Source organism: Ralstonia sp. PBBBR1, from assembly GCF_002256165.1.
GTDB lineage: Bacteria > Pseudomonadota > Gammaproteobacteria > Burkholderiales > Burkholderiaceae > Ralstonia > Ralstonia thomasii.
Genome location: NZ_NKIL01000011.1, coordinates 1 through 20,862 on the forward strand (window position 1 = coordinate 1; position 20,862 = coordinate 20,862).

Here is a 20,862-nt window from a genome sequence, read left to right on the forward strand (position 1 = left end):
GCTGACCGCGCTGGCGGTGATGGCCAGCTCGTCGGCCGCGCGCTCGAAGCTGCCCAACCGCACCGCGGCGTCAAAGGCACGCAGGCCGTCGATCGAAGGGAAGCGCAGATCGGGCGCGGCAGGCATGCCGGGCACTCTGGCTGCGCTGGCCTGCAGGCCTCAGCCGCAGCTGCTGCCGCCGCAGCCGGTCACACCCGCTTCGGCGGTGGCCAGCGCGCCTTCACGGCATTGGCCGGTGGCGGGGTCGAAGCCCAGGCTGTCCAGGTGCTGGGCCAGCGCGGCGTCCATCATCTGGGCATGCTGGGGGAACCACACCGCCAGTTCATCCACCGCCAGGCGCAGGGGCTCGAAGTCGCTGCCTTCGCGGGCGCGCTTGGCGCATTCCTGCATCACCTGCAGCACTCGTCGGACAAGTTCATCATCGCGCCGGGCATCAAGGGCCTCGTGATGCTGGTGTTCACGCTGCCGTCGTACCCGTACGTGTTCAAGGTCATCAAGGACTACTTCCCGCCGCCCAAGGAAACCACGCGCGAGCTGATCAAGAGCAAGTATCAGCTTGTGAAGCGTCACGACCGCGTGGGACGCATGGCCGATACGCTGGAGTATTCCGACGTGGCCTTCCCGCTCTCGCGCTTTGACGACGACCTGATCAAGGAGCTGGAAAAGCACGCGCCTTCGATGGTCGAATACCAGCGCAGCGAAGACGGCGGCGAAGAGATCGTCATCCGCCACGTCTACATCGAGCGCCGCATGACGCCGCTGAACATCTGGCTGCACGAAGGCACCGATGCGCAGGTCGAGCACGGCATCATCGAATACGGCAACGCCATCAAGGAACTCATTGCCGCGAACATCTTCCCGGGCGACATGCTGTACAAGAACTTTGGCGTGACGCGCCACGGCCGCGTGGTCTTCTACGACTACGACGAGATCGAATACCTCACCGACTGCAACATCCGCACCGTGCCCGAACCGCGCACGGAAGAAGAAGAAATGTCCGGCGAGGTCTGGTACAACGTCGGCCCGCACGACATTTTTCCCGAGACGTACCGCACGTTCCTGCTGGGCGACCCGCGCGTGCGCGAAGCCTTCCTCAAGCACCACGCAGACTTCTTTGAAGCTTCCATGTGGCAGGGGTACAAAGAGCGCCTGCTCTCCGGGCAGATGCACGATTTCTACGCGTATGACGCAGCCGAACGCTTCGTCAATCGCTACGGCGCGAGCGCGCCCGACAACGCAGCACAAGACAACACGACGCTGCAGCGCGCCGCCGCTTAACCCTCTCAACACGACGGGAAACCATGCCACAACGCATCAAAGAGCTGTTCGAGAACAACCGGAAGTGGGTCGAGCGGGTCAACGCTGAAGACCCGGCGTTTTTCTCGAATCTGGCCAATCAGCAGAACCCGGAATACCTCTGGATCGGCTGCTCGGATTCGCGCGTGCCGGCCAACCAGATCATCGGCTTGCCGCCGGGCGAGGTGTTCGTCCACCGCAACATCGCCAACGTCGTCGTGCACTCGGACTTGAACTGCCTGTCAGTCCTGCAGTTTGCGGTGGAAGTGCTGAAGATCCGGCACATCACGGTGGTGGGCCATTACGGCTGTTCGGGCGTGAAGGCCGCGCTGACGAAGCAACGCTTCGGCCTAGCTGACAACTGGATTCGTCACGTGCGGGATGTGGCCGAGCAGCATGAAACGTATCTCGGCACGGTAGTCCGTGAGCAGGATCAGCATGACCGGCTGTGCGAGCTGAACGTGATTCATCAGGTCAACAACGTGTGCCTGACGACGATCGTGCAGGACGCGTGGGATCGCGGGCAGCCGCTGACGGTTCATGGCTGGATCTACGGCGTGAAGGACGGGATGCTGCGCAATCTTGGAATGGCGGCGAGTTCGAATGAGGAACTGCATGCGCAGCTTGCTGATGCTTGGTTGAACTATGGGAAGGAAGGGAGTGTGCCTAGTCCGGTGGGGTTTTGATTTCTTTTGAGTTTGGGGTGGGTTGTTTTGTTTTGGGTTCATCCCTTGTTTCATCCCCTGCCGGGGCTGACTCCCTTTCTTTGTCTTGCCAAAGAAAGTAAGCAAAGAAAGGCGCGCCCGAGATGGCGAAAGACTCCTTGAATTTATGTCGCAGGGAGGGGAAGGGAAAAACTCGCTGCGCTCAGACAGTTTCCCTTCCTTTTTCCTCCCTGCAACAGAAATTCAAGGCGCCATCTAGGGCAGTAACGTCAACGGCCAAACCGTCGATCACATGTGCAGTAGCGATCGGCAGCACAACGCGAAGCAGAGCGAGCAACACAGCAACAAACAAGAGCCACCTAGGACAGCACACAGATTGTGTGGCCGTACCCTGCCCTAGATGGCGCCTTGAATTTGTGTAAGCGGGCGGAACAAAGACGGGGAACTGTCTGAGCGCAGCGAGTTTTCCCCGTCTCCGCCCGGTTACACAAATTCAAGGAGGGGGTCGCCATCTCGGGCGCGCCTTTCTTTTGCCTACTTTTCTTTGGCAAGACAAAGAAAAGTAGGTCGTGCCCGGCAGGGTACGAAATAGGGGTGAACCACCAACAACGACCCCACTAGCAAGAGACACACAACCCCTGCACCAAAAGTGCAGAACATGTCCCAAGCACAGTTCCAGGAGATTGCAGCAATGTCCGACCGCATCGTCATCGCCTCAGCAGCCCGTACCCCGATGGGCGCTTTCCAGGGCGAACTCGCCAGCCTCACTGCCCCGCAACTCGGCGCCGCTGCCATTCGCGCCGCGGTCGAACGTGCGGGCTTGAAACCGGAACAGATCGAAGAAGTCATCATGGGCTGTGTTCTGCCTGCGGGCCAGGGGCAGGCACCGGCACGCCAGGCCGCATTGGGCGCGGGCCTGCCGCTGTCGGTCGGCTGCACCACGGTCAACAAGATGTGCGGTTCGGGCATGCGCGCAGCCATGAACGCGTATGACGCACTGCTCGCGGGCTCGGTCGACGTGGTGGTCGCGGGCGGCATGGAAAGCATGACGAATGCGCCGTACCTGATCCCGAAAGGCCGCGGCGGTTACCGCATCGGCCACGGCATGATCTACGACCACATGATGCTGGACGGCCTGGAAGATGCATACGACAAGGGCCGCGCCATGGGCACCTTCGGCGAGGACTGCGCCGAGAAGTACGGCTTCACGCGCGAAGCCCAGGACCACTTCGCGATGACGTCCGTGCGCCGCGCGCAAGAGGCCACCGAATCCGGCGCATTCCGCTGGGAAATCACGCCCGTTACCGTGTCGAGCAAAGCGGGCGACACCGTCATCGACACCGATGAAGGCCCGCGCCGCATCAAGGTCGACAAGATCCCCTCGCTCAAGCCCGCGTTCAAGAAAGACGGCACGGTGACGGCCGCGTCGTCTTCGTCGATCAACGATGGGGCGGCTGCGCTGGTGATGATGCGCGAGTCGACTGCCAAGCAACTCGGCATCACGCCGCTGGCGGTGATGCTGGGCCACACCACGCACGCACAGGCACCGGGCTGGTTCACCACGGCGCCGGTCACAGCCATCGACAAGCTGTTCAAGAAGCTCGACTGGAACTCGGGGAACGTCGACCTGTTCGAGATCAACGAGGCGTTTGCCGTGGTGCCGATGGCCGCGATGCACGACCTGCACATCCCGCACGAGAAGGTGAACGTGAACGGCGGCGCATGCGCGCTGGGCCATCCGATCGGCGCATCCGGCGCGCGCGTGATCGCGACGCTGCTGGGCGCGCTGCAACACCGTGGCGGCAAGCGCGGTGTGGCCAGCCTGTGCATCGGCGGCGGTGAAGCCACGGCCGTCGGCATCGAACTCTACTAAGACACGCGCATGACGAACGCAACGTCCCGCCGCACGCGTACCGCGCTCATCCTGGGCGCGTCGCGCGGCATCGGTCTGGAGACCGTCAAGCAATACCGATCGGATGGCTGGCGCGTGATCGCCACCGTGCGCTCGCAAGCAGCCGCACAAGAATTGCAGGCGCTGGGCGCGGAAACGCACGTGCTTGATCTGACTGACGCCAATGCCGTCGCCGGCCTCGCGTGGAAGCTCGACGGCGAAGCGCTGGACGTGGCGATCTACGTGGCGGGCATCTACGGCCCGCGCACGCAGGGCGCCACGCCCGTCAGCCAGGCCGATTTCGATGCCGTGATGCACACCAACGTGTGGGCCCCGATGGGCGTGCTGCCCGCCGTGCTGCCGATGGTGGAAGCCGGACGCAATGGTGCGGACGAGCCTGGCGGCGTGCTCGCCGTCATCTCCAGCCGCATGGGCAGCATCGGCGACATGGCGGGCAACGGCGGCTGGCTGTATCGCGCGAGCAAAGCGGCGGTGAATGCCGTATTGCGCGGGGTGTCGATCGACGCCAAGAACGCCACATGCCTGACGTTCCACCCCGGTTGGGTACAGACCGACATGGGCGGTGCAGGCGCGGCCATCACGCCGCAGGAGAGTGTGGCTGGCATCCGCCGCGTGATCGCCGGCGCCACGCGCGCCGACAACGGCGGGTTCCGCAACTACGACGGCAGCGTCATTGAATGGTGAGGCCAGAACGATGCTGCTGACCCAAGAGCAAGAGATGATTCGCGACGCCATCCGCACCTTCGTGCGCGAGGCGATCGCGCCGCATGCAGCCGCGTGGGACCGCGATGCGACGTTCCCGAAAGACGTGCACCGCCAACTCGGCGAGCTTGGGGCCTATGGCGTGGCCGTGCCGGAAGAACTCGGCGGCGCGGGACTCGACTACCTGTCGCTGGCGCTGATCCTGGAAGAAATTGCTGCCGGCGACGGCGGTACCTCCACCGTCATCAGCGTGAACAACTGCCCCGTGTGCAGCATGCTGATGGCGTTTGCGAACGACGCGCAGAAGCAGCAGTGGCTCGTGCCGCTGGCGCGCGGCGAGATGCTCGGCGCGTTCTGCCTGACCGAGCCGCATGTCGGCTCCGATGCATCGGCGCTGCGCACCACGGCCGTGCGGGATGGCGACCATTGGGTGCTCAACGGCGTGAAGCAGTTCATCACCAGCGGCAAGCATGCCGACGTGGCGATCGTCATGGCCGTGACGGACAAGACCGCAGGCAAGCGCGGCATCAGCGCGTTCCTGGTGCCGACCAACACACCGGGCTACATCGTCGCGCGGCTCGAAGACAAGCTGGGCCAGCACTCGTCCGACACGGCGCAGATCGTGTTCGAAGACTGCCGCATCCCCGCCGATTGCCTGCTGGGCGAAGAAGGCGCGGGCTACAAGATGGCGCTGTCCGGGCTGGAAGGCGGGCGCATCGGCATTGCCGCGCAGAGCGTGGGCATGGCGCGTGCGGCCTTTGAAGCCGCGCTGGCATACGCCAAGGAGCGCGAAAGCTTTGGCCAGCCGCTGTTTGCGCACCAGGCCGTGCAGTTTCGGCTGGCAGAGATGGCGACGCGCGTGGATGTGGCGCGGCAGATGGTCTGGCATGCCGCCAGCCTGAAAGACGCCGGGCTGCCGTGCCTGAAAGAGGCGGCCATGGCCAAGCTCAACGCCAGCGAGATGGCCGAGCGCGTGTGCTCCGATGCCATCCAGGTCTTTGGCGGTTACGGCTATGTCAGCGACTTCCCGGTGGAGCGCATCTACCGCGACGTGCGCGTGTGCCAGATCTACGAAGGCACGAGCGATATCCAGAAAATCTTGATCGCCCGCGCGCTGGCGTAGGCAGTTTTGGGAAAGGCGCAGCACAACAAGGGGAGCACACCATGAACGGGGCCATCGATTTCTACTTCGACTTCTCGTCGCCGTACGGCTACTTCGCCAGCACGCGCGTGGAGGAGCTCGCCCAGCGGTACAACCGGGCGACGGCATGGCACCCGATCCTGCTGGGGGTCGTCTTCAAGACCACCGGCGGCTCCCCGCTGCCTCAGGTGCCGCTCAAGGGCGATTACGCGTGGCGCGATTTCGAGCGTACCGCGCGCTTCAACGGCATTGAATACCGCAAGCCGACGCACTTCCCGCTGCCCACGCAATACGCCGCGCGGGCCACGCTGTGGGTGCATGACCATCACGGCGGGGACCGCGCGATCGACTTCGCACGGGCCGTCTACCGCGCACTGTTCGTTGACGACATCAACATCGGTGAGCCGACCGAGGTCATGAAGATTGCCGACGCGATGGGCATCGACGGCGCCGCACTCAACGCCGGCGCAAGCAGCCAGCAGATCAAGGACCAGCTCAAGGCCGAGATCGACCTGGCGATGTCGCGCGGCGTGTTCGGCTCGCCCTACGTGATCGTCGACGGCGAGGCGTTCTGGGGCTTCGACCGCTTTGACCAGATTGAAGCGTTGCTGCGCGACGGACGGATATAAGGCCACATCCACAACGGCGGCAGATGCACGAACCGCCGCCAACGAACCAACAACGAAGAGCGCATGACTGCAGTGACCTCCTCTGTTTCGAACCACCCGCGCTTTGACGCGATCCTCTTCGATTGCGACGGCGTGCTGGTCGACAGCGAACCCATCGTCAACCGCCTGATCTGGGAGATGCTGATCGAGCTTGGCATCGACATCAGCCTGGAAGATTCCATCCAGCGTTTCCTCGGCAAGGCCATCCGCGAAGAGCTGGATGCGATTGCCGAGATGCGCGGCGCACCGCTACCGCCAAACTGGTTGTCTACCTTCCAGGCGCGACGCAACGTGCTGCTCGAAGCCGAAGTGGAAGCCGTGCCGCATATCGGGCACGCCATCGATGTGCTCTCCAGGCTCGGCCTGCCGATGGCCGTGGCTTCCGGAGCGGACCGCATGAAGGTGGAGCTGCAACTCAACCGCACCGGTCTGATCGAGCATTTCCAGCCGACGGACGTACGCATCTTTTCGGCCACCGAAGTCGCGCGCAGCAAGCCCGCGCCCGACGTGTATCTGCTCGCCGCCAGCAGCCTCGGGGTATCGCCCTCGCGCTGCCTGGTGATCGAAGACAGCCCCACGGGCGTTACCGCCGGGCACGCAGCCGGCATGACGGTGCTGGCGTACGCGGGCCGCAATGCACCAGGCCCGCTGATTGCCGCCGGCGCCACACGCACGTTCACCGACATGCGCGAACTGCCGGAGTTGCTGGCCTGATGCCTGCTGCACAAACCCAGCCCATCGGCCCGGCCGACGCGTGCCCTTGCGGCAACGGCGCCTATGCGCGCTGCTGCGGCCCGTTCCACGCGGGCGACGCCGTGGCGGCTACGGCCGAGCAACTCATGCGCTCGCGCTACAGCGCGTACGTGCTGGGCGACACGGCGTACCTGCGGCGCACGTGGCATCCGTCCACCTGCCCTGTCGACCTGGAAACCAGCGATGCAGACGCCGCCGCCACGCGCTGGCTCGGCCTGGACGTCAAGCGCCACACGCCGCAAGACGCCACGCACGCGACGGTCGAATTCGTCGCCCGCTACAAGGTGGGCGGCCGCGCGCATCGCCTGCACGAAACCAGCCGCTTCGTCCGCCTGGACGCCAGCGGCGCTGAATCCGCCGAAGGCCGTTGGCTGTACGTCGACGGTACCTTCCCTGACTGAACCGCACCGACCTTCCCGCACCGCTGCCATGCCGACGCTAGAGACCAAGCTGAACCCCCGCGCTGAAGACTTCAAGGCCAACGCCGATACCATGCGCGCACTCGTCGCCGACTTGCGCGACAAGGTTGCGCGCATCGCCCAGGGCGGCGGTGACGACGCCCGTGCCAAACACCTCGCCCGCGGCAAGTTGCTGCCGCGCGACCGCGTGCAGCAACTGCTCGACCCGGGCACGCCGTTCCTGGAGTTCTCGCAACTGGCGGCGTATGGCATGTACGACAACGCCGCGCCCGGCGCCGGCATCATCACCGGTATCGGCCGCATCTCGGGGCAGGAATGCGTGATCGTCTGCAACGACGCCACGGTCAAGGGCGGCACCTACTACCCGATGACCGTGAAGAAGCACCTGCGCGCGCAGGAGATCGCCGAGCAGAACCACCTGCCCTGCGTCTATCTGGTCGATTCCGGCGGCGCCAACCTGCCGAACCAGGACGACGTGTTCCCCGATCGAGATCACTTCGGTCGCATCTTCTACAACCAGGCCAACCTGTCATCGAAGGGCATTCCACAGATCGCGGTGGTGATGGGCTCATGCACGGCGGGCGGCGCGTATGTGCCGGCCATGAGTGATGAGTCGATCATCGTCAAGGAACAGGGGACGATCTTCCTGGCAGGCCCGCCGCTGGTGAAGGCCGCGACCGGCGAAGTGGTGAGCGCCGAAGACCTCGGTGGCGCCGATGTGCACACGCGGCTGTCGGGCGTGGCGGATTACTTCGCCAACAACGATTCGCACGCGTTGGCGCAAGCCCGCAGCATCGTCGCGCACCTGAACCGCCGCAAGCCGGAGCAGGTGCAGATTCATGCTCCCGTCGAGCCGCGCTTTCCCGCAGAAGAACTCTACGGCGTGATCCCGACCGACACGCGCAAGCCGTTCGACGTGCGCGAGGTCATCGCCCGCATCGTCGACGATTCCGCCTTCGATGAATTCAAGGCGCGCTATGGCACGACGCTGGTCTGCGGCTTTGCGCGCATCTGGGGTTACCCGGTCGGCATCATCGCCAACAACGGCATTCTTTTTTCAGAGGCGGCACTCAAGGGCGCGCACTTCATCGAGCTGTGCTGTCAGCGCAAGATCCCGCTGGTGTTCCTGCAGAACATCACCGGCTTCATGGTGGGCCGCAAGTACGAAAACGAAGGCATCGCCAAGAACGGCGCGAAAATGGTGACGGCCGTGGCAACGGCGCAGGTGCCCAAGTTCACGGTCATCATCGGCGGCTCGTTCGGCGCGGGCAATTACGGCATGTGCGGCCGGGCGTATTCGCCGCGCTTCCTGTGGATGTGGCCGAACGCGCGCATCTCTGTGATGGGCGGCGAACAGGCCGCAAGCGTGCTCGCCACCGTGCGCCGCGACGGCATCGAAGCCAAGGGCGGCCAGTGGAGCGCCGATGAAGAGGCCGCGTTCAAGGCGCCGATCCGCGACCAATATGAGCGCCAGGGCCATCCGTACTACGCCAGCGCACGCCTGTGGGACGACGGCGTGATCGACCCCGCCGACACGCGCAGCGTGCTGGGCCTCGGCCTGTCGGCGAGCCTGAACGCGCCCATTGGCGACATGAACTTCGGCGTGTTCCGCATGTAAGCGGGCCGTCAATCGAACAGGAATATTTGCAGTGAACAGCAACACCGCGCGAACGTGGCGCAGCGCCTTGGCAGCCGTTGGCTGCGCGCTGCTGCTTGCGGCCGCGCATGCGAGCGAAACCGCTCAGTCCGGCATCAGCGAGATCATCGTGGAGGTGCCCAAGTCTGCGGGCATCTTCACCCTCAAGCTGGAGACGACCGTCTACAAGCCGGCCGGCGACGGCCCTTTTCCGCTCATCGTGCTCAATCACGGCAAGGCGCGCGGCAAGGCGGCATTCCAAGCGCGTGCCCGTTACAGCGAGCAGGCTGCGGCGCTGGTCGCGCGCGGCTACGTAGTGGCCATCCCGATGCGGCAGGGGTTCGCCAAATCCGGCGGCGCGTATATCGGCAGCGGTTGCAACGTGGAAGCCAACGGCATCATCCAGGCCGAAGACGTGGTGGCCACGCTCGACTACATGACCGCGCAGCCGTACGTGGACCGCAACCGCATCGTCGTCATGGGCCAGTCGCACGGCGGCCTGACCACGCTGGCCTTCGGTACCATCGCCTACCCGGGCGTGCGCGGGCTGGTGAACTTTGCCGGCGGCCTGCGCAACGACACCTGCGTCGATTGGGAAGGCAACCTAGTGCGCGCGTTCGAGACGTACGGCCGCCAGTCGCGCTATCCGTCGCTCTGGTTCTACGGCGACAACGACAGCTACTGGCCCAAGCCGATGCCCGACAGGATGTTCGCGGCCTACACGAGTGCGGGCGGAAAAGGCCGGCTGGTGGATTTCGGCACCTTCAAGAGCGACTCGCACGGCATGTTCGCAAGCCACGCGGGGTTGGGCATCTGGCTGCCGCAGGTCGACGCCTTTCTGCGCGAACTTGGCTTGCCCGCCGGCCCGGTGCAAGCGGTGGCACCAGGCAGCAACGCTGAAGCATCCGGCGCAGACGACCCCAAGTCCGACACCAACAAGGACCCCGAATGAACACTTTCGAGACCCTCGCCTTCGCACAGAACGGCGCCGTCGCCACGCTCACGCTGAACCGGCCCGACGTGCGCAACGCCTTCAACGAGACCGTCATCGCCGAGCTGACCGGCGCGTTCCGCGCGCTGGCCGATGAGCCGGGCGTGCGCGCCATCGTCCTGACGGGCAACGGCGCGGCCTTCTGCGCGGGTGCCGACCTGAACTGGATGAAGAAGATGGCCGGCTACTCCGATGACGAGAACCGCGCCGACGCCCTGCGCCTGGCCGAAATGCTGCGCGCCATCTACACGTGCCCCACGCCCGTGATCGCGCGCGTGCAGGGCGACACCTATGCCGGCGGTGTCGGCCTGGTCGCCGCGTGCGACATCGTCGTCGCCGTCGACACGGCCAACTTCTGCCTGTCGGAAGCGAAGCTCGGCTTGATCCCGGCCACCATCAGCCCGTACGTGATTCGCGCCCTGGGCGAGCAGGCGTCGCGCCGCTACTTCATCACCGCAGAACGCTTTTCCGCTGCCGAAGCGCATCGCCTCGGCCTCGTGCATGAGCTGGTGAGCGCAGACGCCCTCGACGCCAAGGTGGCCGACATCACCGCCGCGCTCGTCGCCAACAGCCCGAACGCGGTGCGCGAGAGCAAGCGCCTGGTGCGTGAAGTCTCTGGCGCCGCCGTCAACGACGCCTTGCTGGCGGATACCGCTGAGCGCATCGCCGCCATCCGCGCTTCGGAAGAAGGCCGCGAAGGCGTGCAAAGTTTCCTGGGCAAGCGCAAGCCGAACTGGCTGCTGCCGGCCTGACCCGCATAACAACGAAACCACGCATCACTCGAAGGAAGTCCTCATGCAATCCACTCCGCTCAACTTCGTTCCAAACGCTGCCAAGGCGCCCGTCACGCCCGGCCAGGCGCCCGACGCACGCTGGAGCCGCGAAGCCATCGAAGCGCTGTTCGCGCTGCCGTTCAACGACCTGCTGTTCCAGGCGCAGCAGGTGCACCGCGCCAACTTTGACGCGAACGCGGTGCAGCTATCGACGCTGCTGTCGATCAAGACCGGCGGCTGCCCGGAAGATTGCTCGTACTGCCCGCAATCGGCGCGCTACGACACGGGTGTCGAGGCTGAAAAGCTGATGCCGATCGACGCCGTGCTGGAAGCCGCATCGCGCGCCAAGCAAAACGGCGCAAGCCGCTTCTGCATGGGCGCCGCGTGGCGCAACCCCAAGCCGCATCAGCTCGATGCCGTGGCCGACATGGTGCGCGGCGTGAAGGCGATGGGGCTGGAGACCTGCGTGACGCTCGGCATGCTCAAGCAGGAACAGGCTGCGCAGTTGAAGGAGGCGGGCCTGGATTACTACAACCACAACCTCGACACCGCGCCCGAGTTCTACGGCGAGATCATCACCACGCGCACGTATCAGGACCGGCTCGATACGCTCGAGCACGTGCGTGACGCCGGCATCAACGTGTGCTGCGGCGGCATCGTCGGGCTGGGGGAATCGGTGCACGAGCGTGCGGGTCTGATCGCCGAACTGGCGAACATGGAGCCGTATCCGGACTCGGTGCCCATCAACAACCTGGTGAAGGTGGAAGGCACGCCGCTGGCGGGCAACGAAGAACTGGACCCGTTTGATTTCGTGCGCACGATTGCCGTAGCGCGGATCACGATGCCCAAGGCGATGGTGCGGCTCTCCGCTGGCCGCGAGGCGATGGACGATGCCTTGCAGGCGCTGTGCTTCATGGCGGGCGCCAACTCGATCTTCTATGGCGAGAAGCTGCTGACGACGGATAACCCGGAGGCGGATGCGGATAGGAAGCTGCTGGCGCGGTTGGGGATGCGGGTGGAGGTGCAGGATCACATGCACCATGAATCGCATGTGGGGGCGCAGTCTTCGCATTGCCATATCGACATTACGCCCGCGGACTGATGCTTTGTTGTGGGGGTGGGTCTTGGTTTCTTGTTGGTGGTCTGCCTCCCTTTCGTCCCCTGCCGGGGCCGACTCACTTTCTTTGTCTTGCCAAAGAAAGTAAGCAAAGAAAGGCGCGCCCGAGATGGCGAAAGATTCCTTGAATTTATGTCGCAGGGAGGGGAAGGGAAAAACTCGCTTCGCTCAGACAGTTTCCCTTCCTTTTTCCTCCCTGCAACAGAAATTCAAGGCGCCATCTAGGGCATCAACGGCCCCACCATCGCAGTGCAAACGCAGTGGTGGGTACGCGGCAAGACGCGGAGCGAAGCAAACGGCAACAAGCAACAGCAACAGCAACAGCAACAGCAACAGCAACAGCAACAGCAACAGCAACAAACAAGAGCCTGACAGAGCATGCACCCCAACGGTTTGGCCGTTGACGTTCCTGCCCTTGATGGCGCCTTGAATTTTCGTAAGCGGGCGGAAACAAGACGGGAAACTGTCTGAGCGAAGCGAGTTTTTCCCGTCTCCGCCCGGTTACGAAAATTCAAGGGATGGGTCGCCATCTCGGGCGCGCCTTTCTTTTGCCTACTTTTCTTTGGCAAGACAAAGAAAAGTAGGTCGTGCCCGGCAGGGTACGAAACAGGGATGGACCAAAACCGCCCGCCCCGGCAGGGGATGAAACAGGAGATGCACCACAAGTGCAAAAGACGCAGAACACCGGAGACAAACACCAAATGATCACCAAGCTCCTCATCGCCAACCGAGGCGAAATCGCCTGCCGAGTCGCCGCCACCTGCCGCAAGCTCGGCATCCGCACGGTCGCGGTCTACTCCGATGCCGACGCCAACGCCCGCCACGTCGCGGCCTGCGACGAAGCCATCCACATCGGTGAGCCCGCCGCCCGCGACAGCTACCTGCGCGCCGACCGCATCCTCGAAGCCGCACGCGCCACGGGCGCCCAGGCCGTCCATCCCGGCTACGGCTTCCTCTCAGAGAACGAAGCTTTCGCAAAAGCCTGCGCAGACGCCGGCATCATCTTCGTCGGCCCGCCGGCCTCGGCCATCGAAGCGATGGGCAGCAAGAGCGCGGCCAAGGCGCTGATGGAAACGGCGGGCGTGCCGCTGGTGCCCGGCTACCACGGCGACAACCAGGACGCGGCCTTCCTGCGCACGCAAGCCGATCGCATCGGCTACCCCGTGCTCATCAAGGCCAGCGCCGGCGGCGGGGGCAAGGGCATGCGCGTGGTGGAGTCAGGCGATGCGTTCGAAGCCTCGCTGGCTTCCGTCAAGCGCGAGGCGTCTTCCAGCTTCGGTGACGACCGCGTACTGATCGAGAAGTACCTCACGCGTCCGCGCCACATTGAAATCCAGGTGTTTGCCGACAGCTTCGGCGGCGCCGTCTACCTGTTCGAGCGCGACTGCTCCGTGCAGCGCCGCCACCAGAAAGTCCTGGAAGAAGCTCCGGCGCCGGGCATGACGCTGGACCGCCGCCGCGCGATGGGCGAAGCGGCCGTGGCGGCCGCGCGCGCCGTGGGCTACGTGGGTGCCGGCACGGTCGAGTTCATCGTCGACGAAGACGGCACGTTCTACTTCATGGAGATGAACACGCGCCTGCAGGTCGAGCACCCCGTGACCGAAATGATCACGGGCGAGGACCTCGTCGAATGGCAATTGCGCGTGGCATCCGGCGAGCCGCTACCACGCACGCAGGACGAGCTGCACATCCACGGCCATGCGCTCGAAGCACGCATCTACGCCGAAAACCCCGACCGCGATTTCCTGCCCTCCATCGGCACGCTGAAGGTGCTGCGCACACCAGCGGCGGTGGAGTTCACCGTAGGCGCGCAAGCCAATGGCGAACCGGCTGCCGTGCGCATCGATGCCGGCGTGCGTGAAGGCGACGCCATCAGCCCGTACTACGATCCGATGATCGCCAAGCTCATCGTCTGGGGCCGTGACCGTGAAGAAGCGCTCGCGCGCATGCTGCAGGCGCTGGGCAGCTTCCACCTGGTGGGGCTGTCGTCCAACGTGGCTTTCCTGCGCCGCCTGGTCGCATCGAAGCCGTTTGCGACCGCCGATCTGGATACCGGCCTGATCGCCCGCAATCACGACACGCTGTTCCCCGCTGCACCGGACGTGCCGCTAGACGCCATCGCCCTGGCCGTGGCTGCGCTGCTCGCCCGCGAGGCACGCAGCCTGCGCACCGACACGCGCGATCCGCATTCGCCGTGGGCGCGCGGCAGCGGCTGGCGCCTGAACGGCGCGGCTGAGCGCACGCTGCGTTTCACGCATGGCGATCAGTCCATCGATGCCACGCTCATCTACGGCCGCGACGGCTCGCGACTGAAAGTTGGCGGCAGCGAAGCGCCCTTCACCTCACAGCGCCATGCAGAGACCTTCACCGTCACGCTCGGCACGCACAAGGCGACCGGCCAGGTGCATGCCGATGGCGACACGTTCCACGTCTTCACCGGCGGTGCGCACTGGACGCTGGAGCGCCACGACCCGCTCGCCCATGCCGGCGAGGCCGACGACGAAGGCGGCAAGCTGACGGCGCCGATGCCCGGCAAGGTCATCGCCGTGCTGGCCGCCCCGGGGCAAACCGTCACCAAGGGCGCACCGCTGGTCGTCATGGAGGCCATGAAGATGGAGCACACGCTCACGGCACCTGCCGACGGCGTCGTCGAATCGGTGTTGTATGGCGTGGGCGATCAGGTGACGGAAGGCGTGCAGTTGCTGGCGTTCAAGCCCGCCGAATGAAGCCCAAGAGGGCTGCCACACGCCTTGGCGGCCCCTGCTACACTGCTTGACGTATACGTCAATCACCCGCATTGAAGTCGCCCCACATGCACATCCAGATCTACACGCCCGACGGCAAGCCCCAACCCTGGCTCGACGGTTTCGCGCAGGCACTTCCTGAGGCACGCCTGTCGGTGTGGGAGCAAGGCGCAGTGCAGGACGCCGACTACGCCGTGGTCTGGCAGCCGCCCGCCGACATGCTGCGCGATCGCCGCGATTTGCGCGCCGTGTTCAACCTCGGCGCGGGCGTCGATGCCATCCTGGGCCTGCGTGCGCAAGCGCCCGATGCCATCCCCGAAGGCCTGCCGATCGTGCGGCTGGACGACGCCGGCATGGCCGCGCAGATGGGCGAATACGTCACGCACGCCGTCCTACGCTTCTTCCGCCGGCTCGATGAATACGAGCGCCAGCAGCAAGCGAAGATGTGGCGCTTCCTCAAGCCGTTCAACCGCGATGAGTTTGTCGTCGGCGTGCTGGGCCTCGGCGTGCTCGGTACGCACATCGCCAGGACGCTGGCGGGCTTCGGCTTTCCGGTGCGCGGCTGGAGCCGCTCTGCCAAGCACGTCGAGGGCGTAGATTGCCGCTCAGGCAGCGAAGCCCTGCCCGGCTTTCTTGCCGGCACGCGCGTGCTGGTGAACGTGCTGCCGCTGACGGCAGACACCGAAAACGTGATCGACGCGAAACTGCTCGCGCAACTCGCACCGGGCGCATTCGTCGTCAACGTGGCGCGCGGTAAGCATGTCGTGGAAGAGGAGCTGCTGGCCGCCGTGCGCAGCGGCCACATCGCCGGCGCCGCGCTCGACGTATTCCGCACCGAGCCGCTGCCGGCCGACCACCCTTTCTGGACCGAACCGCGCATCCACATCACGCCGCACATTTCGGCGCTGACGCTGCGCGAGGTCAGCATTGCCCAGATCGCGCGCAAGATCCGAGCGCTGGAAGCAGGCGAGCCGATTGCCGGCATCGTCGATCTGCAACGAGGTTACTGAGATGAGCATTCCGAATTTTGTGAAGGTGGTCGAGGTCGGCCCGCGCGATGGTCTGCAGAACGAGAAGTCGCCAGTTTCGACGGACACCAAGGTCGAGCTGGTGAACCGCCTGTCCGAGGCCGGCTTCGTCAACGTGGAAGCCGCCTCGTTCGTGTCGCCCAAATGGGTGCCGGCGATGGCCGATGGCGCCGACGTGATGGCGCGCATCCAGCGCCGGCCGGGCACGCTGTACTCCGTGCTCACGCCCAACATGAAAGGTTTCGAAGGCGCTGCTGCAGCAGGTGCGGACGAGATCGTGATCTTCAGCGCCGCCAGCGAGGCCTTTGCGCAGAAGAACATCAACTGCACGATCGCCGAATCGATCGAACGCTTTGTGCCGGTGGCCAAGGCCGCCAAGGATGCGGGCATTCGCGTGCGCGGGTCGATCTCGTGTTCGCTGGGCTGCCCGTATCAGGGCGAGGTGCCGGTGTCGTCGGTGGTGGACGTCATCAAGCGCATGGCCGACCTCGGCTGCGACGAGATCGACATTGCCGACACCATCGGCGTGGGCACCGCCGGGCAGGTCAAAACCGTGATGGAAGCCGCCGCGGCGACGTTCCCGATCGACCGCCTCTCGGGACACTTCCACGACACATACGGCCAGGCGCTGGCCAACATCCTCGCCAGCCTGGAAGTCGGCATCGCCATCTTCCACGCCTCAGTTGCGGGGCTGGGCGGCTGCCCCTATGCCAAGGGCGCCACCGGCAACGTCGCCACCGAAGACGTGCTGTACCTGCTGCACGGCCTGGGTATCCGCACCGGCATCGACCTGGACAAGGTGGTGCTGGCGGGTGACTTCATCTCGCAGGCCATCGGCCGCCCGACTGCCTCGCGTGCGGGTCGCGCGCTGCTGCTCAAGCTGCAGGACCAGATCGCCCAGGCCTGCATCTGAACCCCCATCAAGAACAACGACGATGACCGCGACCGATACGAAAGCTCCGTTGCCTGAATCTGCTCAACGCGTGGCCGACCACCTGCGCACGCTCGGCTACGAAAAAAACATCGTGATGCTGCCGGCAACCGGCAAGACCTCCGCTGAAGCGGCTGCCGGGCTGGGCTGCTCCGTGGCCGAGATCGCCAAGTCGATCATCTTCCGCCGTGCGGAAGACGACGTGCCGGTGCTGGTGATCGCCAGCGGCACCAATCGTGTCGACGAAGCAAAGGTTTCCGCGCACGTGGGCGCACTTGCCAAGGCCGACGCGAAGTTCGTCCGCGAGAAGACCGGATACGCCATCGGCGGCGTATGTCCGGTCGGCCATGCGGTCAAGCCGGTGATGCTGCTCGATCAAGACCTGTTCCAATACGACAGCGTGTGGGCCGCGGCCGGCCACCCGCATGCCGTGTTCAACCTGACGCCTGCCGAACTGGAAGCGATGACGGGCGCGCCCGTGGCCGACATCGCCCAGCGCGACTGATCGCCCAAGCATGGACGCCTGCACCCGCGCGCAACTGAAGCTGTCGCTCGGCAAGTTGCGCAACAGCCGCCAGCAGGCGGAGCGTGCGCAGCCGGTGTCGTCGCCGTGCATCAGCGTCTGCAAGATGGACGAAGCGCGCGGCCTGTGCATCGGCTGCATGCGCACGATCGACGAAATTGCCTCGTGGTCGACCATGAATGACGCGGCTCGTCTGGCCGTGTGGAAAACCTTGCCCGAGCGCGCCTGCGCCTGGCTCAACGACGCGCCCTGCGCCTGACCGCTCATCACCATGGCCGAACACGACGTCGTCACCTTGTCCAATTCGATGCGCGTGTTCGAGCGCGGCTGGCTGTCGTCGAACAACATCCTGTTTTTCGATGACGAAGCGCACGGCGGTTGCGCGCTGGTCGACTCCGGCTACCTCACGCACGCGCCGCAAACCGTGGCGCTTGTGCAGCACGCGCTGCAAGGCCGGCCGTTGCGCCGTCTGCTGAACACGCACCTGCATTCCGACCACTGCGGCGGCAATGCAGCGCTGCAGGCCATCTACGGCAGCCACACGCGCGTGCCCGCCGCGCAGATCGACGACGTGCGCCGCTGGGATACCGACGCCCTCAGCTACGGCCCCACCGGCCAGGAATGCGCACGCTTCGCGTTGCCTGACAGCGATGCCGACGCGGGGCTGTCGGACGGCATGACGGCCCGACTGGGAGGCTTCGACTGGCAGGTCATCAGCGCGCCGGGGCACGACCCGCACGCGGTCATTCTGTTCAGCCCCGACACGCGCGTGCTGATTTCGGCCGACGCCCTATGGGAACGTGGCTTCGGCGTGATCTTTCCCGAGCTGGAAGGCGAGAGTGGCTTTGCCGAACAGCAGGCCATTCTTGAGCGCATCGTGCAGCTCGATGCGCGCGTGGTGATTCCCGGACACGGCCGGCCGTTCACCAACGTCAACGCCGCGATTGATGCATCGCTCGGGCGGCTTGCGTATCTGCGGGCAGACCCGGAACGCAACGCGCTGCACGCCATCCGCGTGCTGGTGAAGTTCAAGCTGCTGGAGCAGCAGGCGCTGTCGCACGAGGCGCTGTTTGCGTGGTTCACACAGACCACGCTGATGCCGCGCTTGCACGCACGCTTCTTCGCAGCCCAATCGATGGAGACGTTGCTGGATGCTGCGATTGCGGCGCTGGTCAAGGCGGGCGCCGCCACCGTCGAACACGGCCGCATCCTGAACCGCGATTGACGTGCCGCGCGGTGGCAGTGCCCCGCTACAATGCAGCGACGCCTCTTCTCTTCGCCTGGGCATGCCGAAACCCGCCACATCCAATCCGCCCGAATCTGCCACCGAAGCCGCCCCTGAAGCCGAAGCACCGCGCCGCAAGCGCGGCCGCCCCGCGCAGGACGCCAACGAGGGCTTGCGCCGCGCGCTGATCGAGCAATCGGCCCGACTGTTCCGGGAGAAGGGCTACGGCAACACCACGGTACGCGACATTGCGGCGGCCACGGGCGTGCATGCGGGCAGCTGGTTCTACTACTTCAAGACCAAGCAGGACATCCTGCAAGCCGTGATCGAACATGGTCTGACCGTGGCGCTGGCGGATATCGAAGCCATCGATATCGAAGACCTGCCCCCGCGCGAGGCGATGCGCCAGCTCGTGCGCGCGCACCTCCACACGATCCTTGCGCCCCACCAGGATTTCATTCCGGTGATGCTGTACGAGTGGCGCTCGCTCGACGCACAGGCGCAAGAACGCATCATCGCGCTCAAGGATCGGTATGAAGGCATCTGGACGCGCGTGATCGACCGTCTGCACGCCTCCGGCGAGTGGGCACAACCAACACCTGTTGACCGCCTGCTGATGTTCGGCGCACTCAACTGGACGGCGCAGTGGTATCAGGCGGGCGCCGGCATCAGCATCGACGCACTGGCCGATCAGGCGGTGCTGTTCATCCTGCGTACGCCGCCCCAGCCGGTGGCTTAGTCCACGTTAGCGCGCATCGGCCTCGAACAGCGTCTGGTTGGCGCTGCGCAGCACGTGCTTCTGGATCTTGCCGGTCGCCGTCATGGGCAGCTTGTCGACCACGGCAATGTGCTTGGGCACCTCAAAGCTACCGAGATGCGCTCGACAATGCGCCTGCAGCGCGGCGGCATCGGCCTGTGCATCGGGCTTGAGGCAGACGAACGCCGCCACCGCTTCCACCCAGTGCGCGTGCGGCAAGCCGACCACTGCCGCATTCGCCACGGCCGGGTGCCGTAGCAACACTTCTTCCACCTTGACCGAAGGGACGTTCTCGCCGCCGGTCTTGATCATGTCCTTGATGCGGTCCTTGAACTGAAGCTGGCCGTCGGCATCCCACATGCCGAGGTCGCCCGTGTGGTGCCAGCCGAAGCGGCGCGCATTGGCCGTGGCCTGCGGGTCCTTGTAGTAGCCGAGCATGACGTTCGGGCCGCGGTGCACGATCTCGCCCAACTGGTTCGGGCCGAGCAGATTGCCTTGATCGTCCATCACCGCTGCTTCGTTCACCATGCACGGCTGCCCCCAATAGTTGCCGGTGCGCTGCAGTTGCTGGTCAGGCGCGAAGTACATCGTCATCGGGAAAATCTCGGTCTGCCCGGAGCCGAGGGCAAAGTTGGGGCACACCTCGGCAATCAGGCGTTCGAGCAGGGGCCTGGCCATCGGCGCCATCGCATAGAGGCACAGGCGCAGGCTTGAGAGATCGCGCTGCGCACGCAGCGGATGATGCAGCAGCGCGGCGTACATGAGCGGCAAGCCGAACAGCTGCGTGATGCGTTCGTTGGCAATCACATCGAGCAGTGCCGCCGGGTCAAAGCCGCGCTGTATGACAAGCGTTGCACCCACCATCATCGCGGATGCAGCCGTCGCAAACTGAGCGCAGTGGAACATCGGCAGCAGGCACGAGAACACGTCGGTCTCATTCAGATTCAGGCCGGCGACGTTGGACATCAGCGCGGCATGCACCGAGCGGTGCGAATGCATCGCGCCCTTTGGTCGGCCGGTCGTGCCGCTGGTGTACATGATGAGCGCGAGATCGAGATCGTCGATCACCACGGCGGGCAGCGTATCGGCGTGGCCTTGCAACGCTTGCTCCACCGGTTGCGGCCCGTCGGCAACCGGTTCACCGAAGCATTGGTGCGCCGGGAGCCCGAGCGCCGCCAGCGTGTCGCGCAGCACCGGGTACAGCGCCGCGTCGATCACCACGTGCCGCGCCTCGGCATGTTCGAGGATGTAGCGCACGTCTTCCGGCCCGAGCATCGCGTTGATCGGCACCCACACCAGTCCCGCCTTGAGAATGCCGTACGCGGCCACCAGGAACTGCGCAGAGTTTCCACACACCATCGCCACCTTGTCGCCGGGCTTGAGGCTGCTTGCAAGCAGCGCGTGCGCGTAGCGATTGCTGTCTGCGTTGAGTTCGCCATGCGTCATGCGGCGGGCGCCATCGACCAGCGCGACCTTCGCGCCGAACTTACGCGCACTGCGATGCAACGTATCGCCCAACGTCACCCGGTTCAGCAGGTTGGCTTCAAGCGCGGTGTCTGGCGTGGCTTCGGACATGGGACG

At 65.1% G+C, this 20,862-nt stretch carries 21 protein-coding genes and 1 pseudogene; 19 read left to right on the top strand and 3 right to left on the bottom strand.

Translation table 11 applies throughout. The features are described 5' to 3' along the window. A partial coding sequence (locus CFE42_RS18990) for a LysR family transcriptional regulator (protein WP_296159174.1) occupies positions 1–126 on the bottom strand: 126 nt, incomplete at its 3' end. Between the two features lie 33 nt (positions 127–159). Beyond that, positions 160–315, bottom strand: coding sequence for a hypothetical protein (locus CFE42_RS18995; protein WP_296159081.1), 156 nt, complete (start codon positions 313–315; stop codon positions 160–162). A 66-nt stretch (positions 316–381) separates the two neighbouring features. On the opposite strand from CFE42_RS18995, the pseudogene aceK reads away from it, so the two are divergent. From aceK to CFE42_RS19090, 19 genes and pseudogenes are all read left to right on the top strand, one after another. Further along, positions 382–1,278: pseudogene (aceK, locus tag CFE42_RS19000) on the top strand (bifunctional isocitrate dehydrogenase kinase/phosphatase); the annotation flags it as partial. Between the two features lie 23 nt (positions 1,279–1,301). Continuing rightward, on the top strand, positions 1,302–1,982 hold the full coding sequence (gene can / locus CFE42_RS19005) for a carbonate dehydratase (RefSeq protein WP_004633699.1): 681 nt from the start codon (positions 1,302–1,304) through the stop codon (positions 1,980–1,982). A 670-nt stretch (positions 1,983–2,652) separates the two neighbouring features. After that, entirely contained in the window at positions 2,653–3,834 is a 1,182-nt protein-coding gene (locus CFE42_RS19010) for an acetyl-CoA C-acetyltransferase (RefSeq protein WP_004633697.1), read from the top strand. 9 nt (positions 3,835–3,843) lie between these two features. Beyond that, positions 3,844–4,557, top strand: coding sequence for an SDR family oxidoreductase (locus tag CFE42_RS19015; RefSeq protein WP_004633694.1), 714 nt, complete (start codon positions 3,844–3,846; stop codon positions 4,555–4,557). A gap of 10 nt (positions 4,558–4,567) precedes the next feature. Then, positions 4,568–5,698 carry an acyl-CoA dehydrogenase family protein gene (locus CFE42_RS19020; RefSeq protein ID WP_004633692.1) on the top strand — a complete coding sequence of 377 codons (1,131 nt, stop codon included), beginning with the start codon at positions 4,568–4,570 and terminating at the stop codon, positions 5,696–5,698. A gap of 41 nt (positions 5,699–5,739) precedes the next feature. Further along, entirely contained in the window at positions 5,740–6,345 is a 606-nt protein-coding gene (locus tag CFE42_RS19025; protein WP_004633691.1) for a 2-hydroxychromene-2-carboxylate isomerase, read from the top strand. Between the two features lie 63 nt (positions 6,346–6,408). Continuing rightward, positions 6,409–7,098 (top strand): HAD family phosphatase, encoded by a 690-nt coding sequence (locus CFE42_RS19030; RefSeq protein ID WP_004633689.1) that lies wholly within the window; start codon positions 6,409–6,411, stop codon positions 7,096–7,098. Continuing rightward, the gene (locus tag CFE42_RS19035; protein ID WP_004633688.1) at positions 7,098–7,538 is read left to right on the top strand and encodes a YchJ family protein; all 441 of its coding nucleotides are present in this window, start codon (positions 7,098–7,100) and stop codon (positions 7,536–7,538) included. Before CFE42_RS19030 ends, CFE42_RS19035 begins: the two co-directional genes overlap by 1 nt. A gap of 28 nt (positions 7,539–7,566) precedes the next feature. After that, the gene (locus CFE42_RS19040; RefSeq protein WP_004633686.1) at positions 7,567–9,174 is read left to right on the top strand and encodes a carboxyl transferase domain-containing protein; all 1,608 of its coding nucleotides are present in this window, start codon (positions 7,567–7,569) and stop codon (positions 9,172–9,174) included. Positions 9,175–9,205: 31 nt separating this feature from the next. Further along, positions 9,206–10,144, top strand: coding sequence for a prolyl oligopeptidase family serine peptidase (locus CFE42_RS19045; protein WP_004633684.1), 939 nt, complete (start codon positions 9,206–9,208; stop codon positions 10,142–10,144). Then, positions 10,141–10,935 (top strand): enoyl-CoA hydratase/isomerase family protein, encoded by a 795-nt coding sequence (locus CFE42_RS19050; protein ID WP_004633682.1) that lies wholly within the window; start codon positions 10,141–10,143, stop codon positions 10,933–10,935. Before CFE42_RS19045 ends, CFE42_RS19050 begins: the two co-directional genes overlap by 4 nt. Positions 10,936–10,978: 43 nt before the next feature. After that, a complete protein-coding gene (gene bioB, locus CFE42_RS19055) occupies positions 10,979–12,058 on the top strand; it encodes a biotin synthase BioB (protein ID WP_004633679.1) in 1,080 nt (359 codons plus the stop codon). A 716-nt stretch (positions 12,059–12,774) separates the two neighbouring features. After that, positions 12,775–14,799 (top strand): acetyl/propionyl/methylcrotonyl-CoA carboxylase subunit alpha, encoded by a 2,025-nt coding sequence (locus CFE42_RS19060; protein WP_004633677.1) that lies wholly within the window; start codon positions 12,775–12,777, stop codon positions 14,797–14,799. Positions 14,800–14,885: 86 nt separating this feature from the next. Further along, positions 14,886–15,827: a glyoxylate/hydroxypyruvate reductase A gene (locus CFE42_RS19065; RefSeq protein ID WP_004633675.1), complete on the top strand. Its 942-nt coding sequence runs from the start codon at positions 14,886–14,888 to the stop codon at positions 15,825–15,827. A 1-nt stretch (position 15,828) separates the two neighbouring features. Further along, complete coding sequence (locus CFE42_RS19070; RefSeq protein WP_004633673.1) at positions 15,829–16,758, top strand: hydroxymethylglutaryl-CoA lyase; 930 nt, start codon at positions 15,829–15,831, stop codon at positions 16,756–16,758. Positions 16,759–16,780: 22 nt separating this feature from the next. Then, on the top strand, positions 16,781–17,281 hold the full coding sequence (locus tag CFE42_RS19075) for a YbaK/EbsC family protein (protein ID WP_004633667.1): 501 nt from the start codon (positions 16,781–16,783) through the stop codon (positions 17,279–17,281). Between the two features lie 10 nt (positions 17,282–17,291). Further along, complete coding sequence (locus CFE42_RS19080; RefSeq protein ID WP_004633666.1) at positions 17,292–17,558, top strand: DUF1289 domain-containing protein; 267 nt, start codon at positions 17,292–17,294, stop codon at positions 17,556–17,558. 12 nt (positions 17,559–17,570) lie between these two features. Further along, positions 17,571–18,524, top strand: a complete 954-nt coding sequence (locus tag CFE42_RS19085) for an MBL fold metallo-hydrolase (RefSeq protein ID WP_004633665.1) — start codon at positions 17,571–17,573, stop codon at positions 18,522–18,524. A gap of 61 nt (positions 18,525–18,585) precedes the next feature. After that, on the top strand, positions 18,586–19,263 hold the full coding sequence (locus tag CFE42_RS19090) for a TetR/AcrR family transcriptional regulator (protein ID WP_004633664.1): 678 nt from the start codon (positions 18,586–18,588) through the stop codon (positions 19,261–19,263). A gap of 6 nt (positions 19,264–19,269) precedes the next feature. On the opposite strand, the gene CFE42_RS19095 is transcribed toward CFE42_RS19090, so the two are convergent. Beyond that, positions 19,270–20,856: an AMP-binding protein gene (locus CFE42_RS19095; protein WP_004633663.1), complete on the bottom strand. Its 1,587-nt coding sequence runs from the start codon at positions 20,854–20,856 to the stop codon at positions 19,270–19,272. Positions 20,857–20,862 lie beyond the last annotated feature (6 nt).